At 62.3% G+C, this 13,244-nt stretch carries 6 protein-coding genes; 2 read left to right on the top strand and 4 right to left on the bottom strand.

The window, feature by feature from the left end:
* Positions 1-48 precede the first annotated feature (48 nt).
* Both AC3Z8Y_RS11625 and AC3Z8Y_RS11620 read left to right on the top strand, forming a co-directional pair.
* The gene (locus AC3Z8Y_RS11625) at positions 49-1,734 is read left to right on the top strand and encodes an arylsulfatase (RefSeq protein ID WP_490089822.1); all 1,686 of its coding nucleotides are present in this window, start codon (positions 49-51) and stop codon (positions 1,732-1,734) included.
* A complete protein-coding gene (locus AC3Z8Y_RS11620) occupies positions 1,731-2,735 on the top strand; it encodes an SUMF1/EgtB/PvdO family nonheme iron enzyme (protein WP_490089821.1) in 1,005 nt (334 codons plus the stop codon). Before AC3Z8Y_RS11625 ends, AC3Z8Y_RS11620 begins: the two co-directional genes overlap by 4 nt.
* 555 nt (positions 2,736-3,290) lie before the next feature.
* Here the strand turns inward: AC3Z8Y_RS11620 and AC3Z8Y_RS11615 are convergent.
* The 4 genes from AC3Z8Y_RS11615 to AC3Z8Y_RS11600 all read right to left on the bottom strand — a co-directional run bounded on the left by AC3Z8Y_RS11615 (position 3,291) and on the right by AC3Z8Y_RS11600 (position 13,168).
* Positions 3,291-6,431: an autotransporter family protein gene (locus AC3Z8Y_RS11615; RefSeq protein WP_490089820.1), complete on the bottom strand. Its 3,141-nt coding sequence runs from the start codon at positions 6,429-6,431 to the stop codon at positions 3,291-3,293.
* A 144-nt stretch (positions 6,432-6,575) separates the two neighbouring features.
* A complete protein-coding gene (locus AC3Z8Y_RS11610) occupies positions 6,576-7,460 on the bottom strand; it encodes a cache domain-containing protein (protein WP_490089819.1) in 885 nt (294 codons plus the stop codon).
* 184 nt (positions 7,461-7,644) lie between these two features.
* Positions 7,645-10,218, bottom strand: a complete 2,574-nt coding sequence (locus AC3Z8Y_RS11605) for a glycosyl hydrolase family 28-related protein (RefSeq protein ID WP_490089818.1) — start codon at positions 10,216-10,218, stop codon at positions 7,645-7,647.
* 127 nt (positions 10,219-10,345) lie between these two features.
* Positions 10,346-13,168 carry a PAS domain-containing hybrid sensor histidine kinase/response regulator gene (locus AC3Z8Y_RS11600; protein ID WP_490089817.1) on the bottom strand — a complete coding sequence of 941 codons (2,823 nt, stop codon included), beginning with the start codon at positions 13,166-13,168 and terminating at the stop codon, positions 10,346-10,348.
* Positions 13,169-13,244: the final 76 nt, after the last annotated feature.

Genomic DNA, 13,244 nt, shown 5'->3' with positions numbered 1-13,244 from the left:
GCCGTGGCCGCCCTCGCCTGCGTTGAGTCTTTTCTTCCGGAGTTTTCCATGACCCAATCCCGCACCGCCTGGCAGCGTTTCGCGCTGAGCCTTTTATTTGTCGCGACCTGCCCCACACTCTCTGTCACTGCCAACGAACGCCCCGATCCCCGGCCTAATATCCTTCTGATACTGGCCGATGACCTGGGCTATTCCGACCTGGGTGCTTTCGGCGGTGAGATCCATACGCCCAACCTCGACGCCCTCGCCAAGCAGGGGCTGGTGCTCACCAACATGTACGCCGCGCCTACCTGTTCACCTACCCGTTCGATGCTGATGTCCGGTACTGACAACCACCTGGCGGGCCTCGGCAGCATGGCTGAGGGGCTGTTGCCGTTCCAGCAAGGCAAGCCGGGCTATGAGGGGTACCTCAATCAGCAGTCCCACTCTATCGCGCAACTGCTGAAAGACGGCGGCTACAGCACCCAAATGGTCGGCAAATGGCACCTGGGCCTGGAGCCAGGCCAGGGGCCGGACGCCCGCGGTTTCGAGCACTCGTTCACGCTGCTCGAAGGCGGCGCATCACACTTCAAGCCTGCCGCCGTGGACCCCACCAAAATCGAGCAGGTGCACTACCGCGAGGACGGCAAGCCCGCCGAGCTGCCGGATGACTTCTATTCCACCGACTTCTACACCGACAAGCTGATCAGCTACCTGAAGGCGGGTGAAAAGAATGGCAAACCATTCTTCGCCTATGCCGCCTTCACCTCGCCACATTGGCCCTTGCAGGCACCCGCCGCCTACCTGGAGAAATACCGTGGCCGCTATGACCAGGGTTACGACCCGGTGCGCCTGGCGCGGATCGAGCGGCAAAAGCAGCTGGGCATCCTGCCGCAGGATTTCGAGCCGGCGCAGCCGCTCCCTGCCAACCCGCAATTACCCGCCTGGGATCAGCTCGACGCGCAGGGCAAGGCGATTGAAGCGCGCAAGATGGAAGTGTACGCGGCCATGGTCGACAACCTTGACCATAACGTGGGGCGGTTACTCGATTACCTCAAGCAGAGCGGGCAACTGGACAACACGCTGATCCTGTTCATGTCCGATAACGGCGCGGCCGCCGAACGCCACGAACAGTTCTACCCGCGCGGCCCACACACTGACAACAGCCTGGCCAACCTGGGCAAGCCAGGCTCGCAGATCGACTATGGCGTGCGCTGGGCTGAGGTGAGCGCGGCGCCCTTCCACCTGTTCAAGGGCACCACCGCCGAGGGCGGTATCAGCGTGCCGGCGATCGTGCAGCTGCCCGCGGCGTTGCGTCGCCAGGGCATGGAGCGCGGTATCGCCCGCGTCGACGACCTGGCGCCGACGTTCCTGGCGCTTGCCCATATGAACGACCCCGGTGACAGCTATCAAGGCCAGCCCAAGCATCCGATTACCGGCAAGAGCATGCTGCCCATGCTCGAAGGCCAAGGCGCGCCCCACGGCGAAGCGCCGGTGCTGGCCGGTGAACTGTTTGGCAACCTGTACTACCGCGAAGGCAACCTCAAGCTACTGGGCATGCGCCCGCAGGCCGGTTTCGGCGGCGCCCCGCAACCGTTGAACTGGCAGCTGTTCGACATCGCCAAGGACCGTGGCGAGCGCAATGACCTGGCCGCCAGCCAGCCCGAAACGCTGCAGCGGCTGCGGCTTGCCTGGCAAGCCTATGCGCGCCAGGTGGGTGTGGTGGTGCCACCGGCGGCGGCCACGGCGCCATGACCCGAGCGAGGCGCGCAGCGCTAGCAGGGCTGCTGGCGGTCGCGCTGAGTGGGGTGCTGCTCGGCCTGCGGCAGTTACCTTCGAGCGATGCGCCCCTGGGTACACCGCAGGGCTGTTCGGGGTACAACGGTATCCCCGCCGGCTGGCCAACCAACCCGCTGGCGGGCATGCAGCGAATCCCGGGTGGCACCTACCGGCCCGGCAGCCAGCAGGGTTATCCGGACGAAGTGATGCTGGGCACGGCCGAGGTCGGGAGCTTCATGATCGACCGTACCGAGGTGAGCCAGGCCCAGTTCGCGGCGTTTGTGGCGGCCACCGGCTACGTGACGGAAGCCGAACGCACCGGCGGTGGCGCGCTCTTTCAGGTGCCGACGCAGGCACAACTGAGCGAGCAGTCCATGCCGTGGTGGCATTTCGTAGCCGGGGCCAGCTGGCGCCAACCCACCGGGCCGGCTCAGGCCAAGCCGGTACCCGGGAATCAGCCCGTAGCGCTGGTGACGCTGGAGGACGCCCAGGCCTACGCCCAGTGGCTAGGCAATGAGTTGCCCACGGAGGCTGAATGGGAGTACGCCGCCCGGGGCGGGCACGACGGGGAGCAAGGCGCGCTTGCGCCGGTGGATGCCCAGGGCAAGCCCACCGCGAACTACTGGCAAGGCATCTTTCCCTTCGATAACGCCGCCACCGACGGCTACCCGGGCGTCGCCCCGGTCGGCTGCTTCACGCCCAATGGGTATGGCCTGTTCGACATGATCGGCAACCTCTGGGAATGGACGACCGACCTGTACACCGGCACCTTGCAGAATCATGCCAACGGTGACCCCGCCCGGCTGGGCTTCACGCCTATCCTTGGCGTGCCACGGCAAGTCATCAAAGGCGGCTCGTTCCTTTGTGCGTCCAACTACTGCATGCGCTACCGTGTCGCGGCACGTGAGCGCCAGGAAGCCAACCTGGCCACTGAGCATGTGGGGTTTCGGACGACCCGTCGGCTGGAGAAAAATTAAGCGGTAGGTCAGCTGGCGCCAGCTCGCGAATAGTCGGATTTTTTCGCGAGCTGGCGCCGGGTGGCCGGCCCCGCCGCTTCCCACAGGGTTAGAGCCTTCTGCCAGAGCCTGCGTTGAACCCTGGAGCTGGTCTAGAACTCAGTAGGACCGGGGGGAGCCGCAGCGGAGCCCGGGAAACGGTTTGGCGCGGGATTCCGATGAGCCTCATTCGCAGGCTGGCGCCTACTCCCACAAGGGCCTGCATTGAACCTGTAGGACTGGCAGGACCGGCCGTCCAGCGAAGCTCGAAGATAAGGCCTAAGGAAACAGCTCAAGACAGTTGCTTCCCACAGGTGAGTAAGCTCTTTCAGGATCTTAGGATGAACTCTGTGAGCAGGGCGAAGCCGAAGGCGGAGCTCGCGAATGAGGGCTTAAGAAAACCGCGCAAGACAGTTGCTTCCCACAAGGTCTGCTCTCGCACTGGAAACAGCTTGTTCCATGAGAGGCATCTTGCCTTGTGGGAAGCGGGGTCCTGCCTCCCAGCTACGGCTCGCGAAAAACACGCACGCGGTTACCTCAAAACGGCACATTCACTTGCACGGTCGCGGCCTGGGCATCGTAGTCGCTGCGGCTTTGCGCGCTGTAGTTCAGCGACAGCTCCGCGCCGCGTGGCAATGGGGTGATCAGGCTCAGCCCGCCGCGCAGCAGCCAGGGGCTAGCGCTGGCGCCGCCAGCGGTGAAGCGTTGATCTGGAGCGCCGGCGAAGCTGGCAGTGGCCGTATTGTCCTGATTGATCAGGTCGTACCCGACGCCCACGGTTAACGCCAGGCGGCTACCGCCGGTGCTGAAGGCATGCTCCAGACGGCCGTCGAGCCCGGCGATCAGCTGGTCGGTTTCTCTGGCATCCACTCGCAGCAACAGCGGCGCCACGGCGCTCGCGCCTTTTTCGTTATAGGCATCGTCTCGGATATGGTTGTAGTCAAGCCGTAAAGCCGGGATCACCCGCGTGGCTTCACTCATTTGCCAGGCATGGCCCAGGCTTGCGCCGACCGTGGCAAACAGGCTGTCGTATTCGGCCTTGGCATCGCTGTTGAGCCCGCTGAGGCTGAGGCTGCGCTCGCCGGCTACCGAATTGTGGCCAGCCCCGGCATAGAGCATGAACTCCGTGTCGGGCGCCAGGGTGTAGGCGCTATAACCACTGAACTGCCACAGGTCCAGCCGGCTGCTCTGGTTAGCCCCCGCGCCGTCCCCTGCGGTATCGCCACGGGCGTAGGCGAAGGCCAGGCCGATCCGGCGACCTGAGCCTGCCTGGGTGTCCATGCCGATCACGTTGCCGCTGTTATCGCTACGCGAGCCGCGGCCCTGGCTGGCCAAAGTATTGAACGGCCGCGACCAGAGGGTGGGTTGCGCCACCCCTTGGTAATTCACGATGCCTTGCCCGGTCGGCAACAACCGCTGTTGCAGCGCGTCGCTGATTTCCATCAGTGCCGCCTGGCTGGCACGCAGCCCGGCATTATCGAGCGGAAGGGTTTGCGCGAGGCTATGGGCGACCTCGGCGTCACTGCTGGCGCTGACGAAATACGGCGCGAGTACGCTGCCGCCGCCTTGGCTGAACTGGGCATCGAGCACCCTAGCCACGCGGGCCAGCTCGCCCCGCCCTGCGTTGGCTGCCGCCATGCTGGCACCGTTGGAGTCGTGCGAGCTGAGCGTCAGGTCCACGGTGTTGCCGTCTTTCACTGCACCGAAATCAAAGAGCGCGGAATTGCCGGTGACCGCGAAGGTGCCGTCGGATTTCAGCGTTTCGGCGCTCAGAACATTCTGCAGCGTCGTCACGGTGAACGGCTGGTTGGCATGGGTTACATCAACGTCGATGCGTGCCGCACTGGGCAGCACCGCGGTGCCGCTCACCACCAGCTTGCCGTAATGGCTGGCGTCAGCCACATCGGTGCGCAACACCGCACCGCTGCGTTGGGTGTAATCGCCGTCGAGGGTAGCGGGCGTGGCGGTGCGGCTGGCCGGCGCGGCCAACTCCAGGGTGCCGCGGTTTACCAGTTTATCGATGGTCCAGTGGTCCCCGGCTTCGAGCACGTAGCGGGCGGTGCTGTAAACCGTCGCCGTGGTGCGCGGCGCATAGACCCGGCCTTCGAAACGAGCGTGGTCACCTGCGAGATAAATGTTGTCCAGGCGGCTATCGGCATCCACAGACAAGGCATAGCCCGTTTCGCCTTTGCGCACGGCGATGGTGCCAGCGTTCACCAGGCCGCCGTCTACCTGCGTGTCGATCAGGCGCAGCGCATTGGGGCTGACGAGGAAGCCCGTGTTGATGATCTGGCCTTGGATGCGCGTATTGGCCAGAATGATCGCGTCCTCGCGCCCCTGCACGGCGCCGCGGTTTATGAGGTCTCCTTCGATGCGCCCGCCTACTACTTTCAGGCCCTGCCCCTCCGTCTGCCAACTGGCCAGGCCGCCCAGCAATCGCCCGGTATTGACCAGGCTCCCACCTAGGGTCGTGTCGTTCAGGCGTATGCCCTGGTAACCAATGGCGTAGCCACTGTTGACCAGGTCGCCTTCGATCCTGGTACCCCGTGAAATGATCAGCCCGTAGCCACGCGGCCCGCCGTTGAGCGTGCCGGCATTGCTCAGGTTGCCGGTGACGGTACCGGCGATCAGCTCTAGCCCGGCGTGGCCGCTGCTAGAGGTTAGAAAACTGCCGGTGTTGGCAACGTTGCCACGCACATAGGTGTTGTCCAGCACCAAGGCAGTGGTGAAGCTGCGCACAGTGCCGGAATTTTCCAGGCCGCCCAAGGTACTGGAGGTGATTACGTTCTGGCCGTAGCCGTTGATTTCGCCGGTGTTATTCAGGCCGCCACGTAGCGTGGTATCTGAAATACTCAGCGCCTGGGCCGTGCCGTTGATCAGCCCACTGTTCGCCACCCGGCCCTGTACCGTGCTAGAGCCAATCGAAAGGCCTGTAGGCCCGCCCATGGTGCCGGAATTAAGCACGTCCCCGCGTATCACCGAATCGAAGACCGACAACCCCCTGAACGGGCTTGTCATATCCCCGGCATTACGCACTGATCCCTCCAACGTGCTGCCGTAAATGGCGGTGAGTTCAACCGTCCCGGTTTCGCTGTTGGCGATATCACCCGTTACGCGGCTTTCGAGCACGATGATTCCGCTTTCCACCAAGCCGCTGTTTACCACCGACCCTTTCAGAGTGCTGTCTTCCAGGCGAATGCCGTACTCATAGGTGGAGGCAGCGATGGTGCCTGCATTGGTGATATTACCCGTCAAGGTACTGCCGCTGACCTGTAATGGCGTCCCGCTGGGGCTTTCCATCACACCGGTGGCGGTGTTGTGTATGGCTCCGATAACGCTCGCGCTGTCAATCAACACCGCCCGATAGCCGCGCAGCGTACCGCTGTTAGTTACGTGGTTAACGCCTGACGTGGGGTGCAGGATGCTCACCGCCGCGCCCTCAGGCACATCGATCGAGCCTTGCTTGGTAATCACCAGGTTTGTGTTGCGCTCCAGCACACAAGGCTCGGTCACCGCCGTGCCGATGCTGCCACTGCCACAGCTCGCCGCGGCTGGCGCCGTGGTAAACGCCCCGAGCGCAGCCAGCAGGGCGAGGCTCAGATGGGTGGGGCGAAAGGGAAATGCTGACGTGCGGTGGGTGGCCGACTGCCGTGGCTGACCAGGGTGCTTGCTATCCATTGGACGACCCTGCCTGCGAGGTGAAAGCAGGGTATAGGTTTGCTCGCCAAGTGTGTCAAAGCCGATACGTGAAATTCCGCTGGCCGGTGAGCTGGGATGGCTGCCCGGTCAGGTGGTACCTGAACCGGGCGAACGCGCCTGTGCTCAGTCCGCGCCGCGGTAGTAGCCCACGACCACCAGGTAATGGCCCGCTCGCTGGATCAACGCGTACTTGTCTTCGACAATGCCAGTGACCGGATTCTTCCAGCGGTAGTCGTACTTTGCCGATTCGGCCTTACGCATCAATGCCATGATCGGCGCACCTACCGGCTTTCCCGCTGGGTCATGAATGCTGGCGAAATCCACGCCCAGCAAGCGCAGGTTGTACCCATGGGCAACATAGCGCTGCGTGTTGGCGTCGACCACAAACACGTACAAGTCGTCCTCATGGAACTGCGCAGACAAGTCATTGATCGACTTGAACGTACCTTCCGGGTCTTTCTGGATCGCGGCGACTGCCTTGCTCAGCAACTGCTGCGCCTGGTTGGCGCTCGCGCGTGGCACAGACTGCGCGGCGGCAATCACGCGGTCTCCGACCTTTTGAAAGTACACGCGTTTGAGCTCAACCCGGCGTTGGGCTTTGTTGTCCCAGCGGTATTCAACGGTTTGTACGCCTGCACTGGCATCCTGCTTGGCGCCCAGTGCCTGATCGAAGGCTGCCTTCAGCTCAGGGGCAAGCACTTTGGAAACCTCACGGCCGATCAGCACGGCTGAAGGCCCGCCGCTGGCCAGCAAAGTCCCGTGGCTGTCCACAACGAAGATGAAATGGTCACCGTCGATGAACTCACCTTGCCGGCTGAACGCGGCCAGCGCCGCGTCGCCCTGCAGCTGGTAATAATCGACAGCGCGCTTGAGCAGCGCGTTTGCTGCAGGATCCGCCGGTGCGTCCGCAGCCTGGGAAACGATGCTGGAGAACACCAGGCCCAGCCCTACGACACAGCGGAAAATACGCCTGGCTGCACCGGGCAGATTTACGACGCTACCACTCATGGTCATCTCGCTTTTCTATTTCTGGATGAGGTTCTATGCAGAAAACCACCCACTGGGCAGCATGATTTCGAGGGAATGTAGCGCGGGGGGAGCGGTGCCTTCCAATCGTATCGAGCGCTGGGAGGTATTGTGAAACGTGATGGCGTAGACCGTGATGCTCGAACGATGAGGTCGAAGTTCGAGTTTACCCCTGTTTAGCAAAGATGAAGTTTTCCCTGCTCAGTTGGGTATCGAGTTGGCCCAGCAAGGTAATCTCGAATCGCTCGCCGCTCGTGTCAGCTTCGAAGTTCTTGAGATAGGTGCGGTCCAGGTCGCTGTTGTAGAGCACCTTGAGGGTGCCCTCGGTGCCATCGCCCAAGCCGATGTAGCCCAGCGCAGAAACATCGATCTTGTCCTTGAAGGCCAAGAAATCGAGAATTACATCGTTGTCGCCCCGCACGCTATCGCCCATCGCACTGAACCTGAACGTGTCCGCGCCGGACCCTCCCGCAAGCTTGTCCTGGCCCAGCCCGCCATCAAGGATATCGTCACCTCCGTTGCCGAATATCTCGTCGTTGCCCCCCAGCGCCAAGAGCTCTGTGTGTTCCTCACCGTCGCGCATCGAATCGCGGGCCTGGCTGCCGAGCACCCTCAGGGCCGGGGTCGGTAAAATCGGACCTGGTTGGAAATAGAACGCTTCGGTCAGGTTCAGGCCATAGCGGGTGAAGCCTGTGTCGTTGTCCAGTTGAAGGGTGAAGCGGTTACCGTCGGCATCCGCCTCCAGCGACTCGAGCACCACGCTGTCATTGGCCCCGGCGGTGAGTACCAGCGTGCCGGAATGGCCGTCTCCCAGCCCGGTGAAGCCCAGCGCCGTGAGATCTATACGGTCGATGTCGGGATGGCTGCCATAGGGGAACGGGCCGAAGTCATGGATCACGTCCACCGACGCGAACCCGGTGCGGTCGTTCACGAAACTGTCCGTGACCTGCTCATACACAAACACGTCCGCACCGCCATTGCCGGTGAGGGAATCCGCGCCCGTGCCACCCACCAGCCGGTTGTTGCCGTCGCCGCCCGTTATCCGGTCATCGCCGCCTTCGCCGCGTAGCACGGTGGCGGCGTTTGTGCCGCTCACATCCAGCGTATCGGCATCAGCAGTACCTTGGCGCAGGCTCACGAAATCGCCATTGCTCAAACCTATGCGGTGGTCGCCTGCCACCCCAACCTGAAAGCCCACGCTCGGGCCTTCGGTGGCCAGGCTGCGTAGCCAGGTGAGGTCCAGGCTTGAGTCGTAAGTGAGCGCGACGGTGCCGTTCAAGCCGTCGCCGAGGCCTTGCAAGCCCAGTGCGGTCAGGTCCAGCATGTCGACGCCGGGCGCCAGGTCGGTGATAACGTCGAACGTTGTGTTCGAGCCGCTGCCGTAGCTATCGCTGGCTCGGGTGAACACGAATACATCCGCACCCGCGCCACCGGTCAAGGTATCGCCGCCAGCGCCACCTACAAGGCGGTCGACAAAACCGCCACCTACCAGGGTGTCGTTTCCGCCTTCGCCAAACAAGGCCATGGCACCCACCGCTGTGTTGAGTACGTCAACACCCTGCGAACCGTAGATGCGGTTGATCATATCGACGTTGTTGGCGGTGTCGCTCAGCCCCTCAGTCGCGCTGGCAAAGCCGCTGAACACCGTACCGGAGATGCTGTGCAGCGGTTGGTTGAGGCTGTCCTCTACCGCAATGCCCACGGTGGCCTTGCCGTCGCCAACCAGGCTGCTGGTGTCGATGTTCAGGCTTTCCGCAGGCCGGTGTAGCATACCGTCGGCATCCACATAGCCCTTTATCAGCAGCTGCGCTGCCGTCGCGCCCGGCGCCGTTGCCTGCTGGTTGCTCCTGAGCTCACTCTGGCTGATATAGGCGCTTGCAGTACCTTCAAAGCTGAACCCCGGGCCGCCGTTATCGTGAGCGGCCACCTGGGCGAAATCAGGGCTGAAGGTTCGTACCACCACCCCTGCCCCGCTATTGCCATACACGTCGGCGTACCTCAACAGGGCTTCGCCTTTGTTCTGGGCCTCCACAGGCAGCCGTTCGAGCACCGCGCCGTTACCCCGATTGTCATGTGAGGTAAGGTTATGGACGGCCGAATAGTAGCCGCACTGGAAATCGACGCCATCACCCCCGTTGCGGGCCGCTTCGTTATCGTAAAACTGCACCGAATCGCTCTTGTCCTGATAGTTTTCGTTCAGGAAACGTGTGCTGAAGCCGTCGTTGCCGTTATCGGTCGCGAGGCTGTCGGTTACCTGCAGGCGCATTGTGAGGGCATTGGCCAGCAGGCCATTTGCGCTACAATTGACCAAGGCCACGCCACTGACTGCAAAACCGATTGTGTGGGCGTTGAGGTTGGTATCCGTACCGGTCACCAGGCCGTGCACAAGCCCGCTGGTGTGTTCCTGATTGCCGTCAATGGTGAGGTTTCGGACCCCGGCATTGATGGTGTTGTGCGAAGCCGAAGCCCGAACGATACCGTCGATATCCGTGCTTGAGCCATCGGCCAGCTTCAGGACGGTACCGGCCACTCCCATGCCCACCAGCTGAACATTGGTCTTGAGCGTGAGGCAGGCCCCATCGCTGTTGGGGCCGCTCACCCGGTATGTGCCCTCGGGTAACACTACCTGCCCGCCGCCCGCGCTTGCCGCGGCGTTGATGGCCTGCTGGATGGCGCGCGTGTCATCGGTGCGGCCATCACCCCTGGCGCCATAATCCACCACATTGAAGAGCGTACTCATGTCGGCGGGCCTGGGCAAAGAGAGTACCCATGACTCTAGCGTGGTGTGGGTCCAGTGACGGGAGGATGGATGGACGGCCAAAGCGCAGGCAGCGTTTGGAGGCGTACCCACCTCGCGCCTCGGCGTTTTACTGCGCCAGAAGCTCCTGCACCCGGGAGGTCAGGGTATCCAGGACAAAGGGCTTGGTCAGTACCTCCATTCCCGGCCCTAGCACCCCTTGACCGATGGCCGCGTTCTCCGCATAGCCGGTGACAAACAAGACCTTGAGGCCAGGCCGTACATCCCGCCCGGCATCTGCCATCTGACGTCCGTTCAGGCCTCCAGGCAAACCTACATCAGTCACCAGCAGATCAATCTTGACATCGGAGCGTAACAGCTTGAGGCCAGCCACACTGTCAGCGGCCTCGATCAAGGTGTACCCGAGGTCAGATAAAGCGTCCATGATCAACATACGCACGGTAGGCTCGTCCTCAACCACCAATACCGTCTCCCCGCTAGCGGCAGCTGGGCCGCAGCCCGCCGGTGCCGCCCCTTCCCCGCGGCTGACATCACCGTAGTGGCGGGGAAGGTAGATACAGATGGTCGTGCCTTCGCCTACCCTGGAATGGATTCGTACCTGCCCGCCGGATTGCCTGGCGAAGCCATAAATCATCGAGAGGCCCAGGCCGGTCCCCTGACCTATGGGTTTGGTAGTGAAAAAAGGATCGAAGGCTTTCGAGATGACATCTTGCGCCATGCCTGTTCCGGTGTCGGTGACGCACACCGACAAGTAATCCCCTGCCTCGATGCCCTGAGTCCGCGCGCTTTCAGTGTCCAACCTGAGGTTGGTGGTCTCGATCGTGATACGGCCGCCGCCCGGCATCGCGTCACGCGCGTTCAGACAGAGGTTCAACAGTCCGTTCTCCAGCTGGCTAGGGTCCACCATAGCGGGCCATAGGCCGCTGCCTGCTACCATTTTGATCTGGATACCGGGTCCCGCAGTTCGCTGAATCAATTCGATCATCCCCTCGATCAGCCCGTTCACATCGGTAGGGCGCGGGTCGAGGGTCTGGCGTCTTGAGAACGCCAGAAGCCGATGTGTGAGGGCCGCCGCACGCTTTGCACCACCTTGAGCGGCCACCATGTATTTCTCCAGGTCGGTAAAGCGCCCCTGAGCAATGCGCGAACCCATCAGTTCAAGAGCCGCTGAAATGCCCGTCAACAGGTTGTTGAAATCATGGGCCAACCCTCCCGTCAACTGCCCCACCGCCTCCATTTTCTGGGCTTGTCGAAGCTGCTCCTCGGCGTGCATCAACTCCTCGGTCCGCTCCGCCACCCGCTGCTCAAGGGTTTCGTTGAGGGCGCGCAGCGCCGCGGTAGCCTGATCGCGCTCCGCCTCTACAGCGCGGCGCTCTTCAAGGTCAATCAGAACGCCGGGAAAGCTGATCGCAGTGCCGTTTTCATGTCGATTTACGCGCCCATTCGCTTCGATCCAGTAGTAGCTTCCATCCGGCCGTCGTATACGGTACTGGTGAATGAACGCGGTACCGCTTTCAACCACCTGCGCTATAACCGCGGCAAGGTTGGCCACGTCATCCGGGTGTACATGGCCCATCAAGCGCGCTTGGGGGATGCCGCTCTCGACTAATGACGGATCCAGCCCAAACGCCTCGGCAAACGCACTGTCCACAGTTACACGGTCTGCCAGCAGGTCCCAGTGCCAAGTGCCGATGATCGCACCGGCTGCCAGCGCCAGTTGCACACGTTCAATGTTCTGGCGCGCCAGCGCTTCGCTGACCCGCAGGCGCTCCTGGGCGGTTCGCCGCTCGGTGACGTCGTCAAACAGGATCGCAATCTGCCGCTGCTCGGGCTGCCCCACTTTTACTGCACGCACATCGAACCAGCGATCAAATGCCAAGGCATAGTTTTCGAAGCTGACCGGCTCACCGGTCTTCGCAACATGACCATAGGTTTCAAACCAGAAAGGCTCCAGGTTCGGGGCGAATTCGGTGACCCATTTGCCCTGTAGATCAACCCCGGCCTGCCGCTCGAAGGCCGGGTTGGCCTCTAAAAACCGATAATCGATGGGATGGTCTCTAGCGTCGAACTTGACTTCGACGATCGCAAAGGCTGATTCGACCGTATCGAGTATGGTTTTGAAACGCTCCTCGCTCAGCCGCAATGCTTCCTGAGTGGCGCGCATCTGGGTCAGATCGAGCATCGCGCCGATCATGCGAACCGCCTCGCCCTTTTCGTCGCGGATCACGTGGCCGCGGTCCAGCACCTGAGCGTATGAACCATCGGCGCGCAAAAACCGGTACTCGTCCGACCAGGCGCTACCTGTGCCGTCAATCACTGCCTGTATGGACGCATGGACCCGGGAGCGGTCTTTCGGGTGGATCTGTGCCAGCCACCATTGGCTTGTGGGTTCAATAGTGGCCAGGCGATGACCGTATGCTTGCTCCAGCGCCTCGTTCCATAGCACATGGTGCGTGCTCAGGTCCCAGTCCCACACGGCGTCGTTGGTTGCCTTTCCAGCCAGCCGGTAACGCTCCTGGGCCTGTGCAAGCGCCAGCCCTTGAAGGTGCTCTTGCGTACGGTCGCGAAGGATTTTCAAAAAGCCCAGGTGCGAGCCGTCATCGGCATACAGCGGCATCATTTCCCCGGAGGCCCAGAACTGCTCGCCGGTTTTACGTAAATGCCAGCGTTCGTCGGAGGCACGTTGCTTATTCAGCGCCTGCCGCATTTCATCGTGGACCCGTCCACTGACCCGGTCCTCGGGGGTGAAAAACCTGTCTGCGGTCTGGTCGCGCATTTCGGCGGCGGTCCAACCCAGTATCCGCTCTGCACCGACGTTCCAGTCAGTGATGCGGCCGCCTGTGTCGGTGAGGATCATTGCGAAGTCCACAGCACTTCTGAACACCGCACGTTGGCGAACAGCACTCTGCTCCAGGTCACCCACGTCGTGCATCGTTGCTCCTATGGTGCCTTTGCACCTGTCTGCTACTGGTATGCGACAGACTAAGGCGGGTTTTTGTGCAATTGAA

This window comes from Pseudomonas sp. 3MAES_34.3B (assembly GCF_058145875.1).
This window is presented reverse-complemented; position numbering and strand designations above follow the sequence as displayed.

Coding starts and splice junctions, on each gene's coding strand:
- AC3Z8Y_RS11625 (WP_490089822.1), top strand. CDS start 49: ATGACCCAATCCCGCACCGCCTGGCAGCGTTTCGCGCTGAGCCTTTTA.
- AC3Z8Y_RS11620 (WP_490089821.1), top strand. CDS start 1,731: ATGACCCGAGCGAGGCGCGCAGCGCTAGCAGGGCTGCTGGCGGTCGCG.
- AC3Z8Y_RS11615 (WP_490089820.1), bottom strand. CDS start 6,431: ATGGATAGCAAGCACCCTGGTCAGCCACGGCAGTCGGCCACCCACCGC.
- AC3Z8Y_RS11610 (WP_490089819.1), bottom strand. CDS start 7,460: ATGAGTGGTAGCGTCGTAAATCTGCCCGGTGCAGCCAGGCGTATTTTC.
- AC3Z8Y_RS11605 (WP_490089818.1), bottom strand. CDS start 10,218: ATGAGTACGCTCTTCAATGTGGTGGATTATGGCGCCAGGGGTGATGGC.
- AC3Z8Y_RS11600 (WP_490089817.1), bottom strand. CDS start 13,168: ATGCACGACGTGGGTGACCTGGAGCAGAGTGCTGTTCGCCAACGTGCG.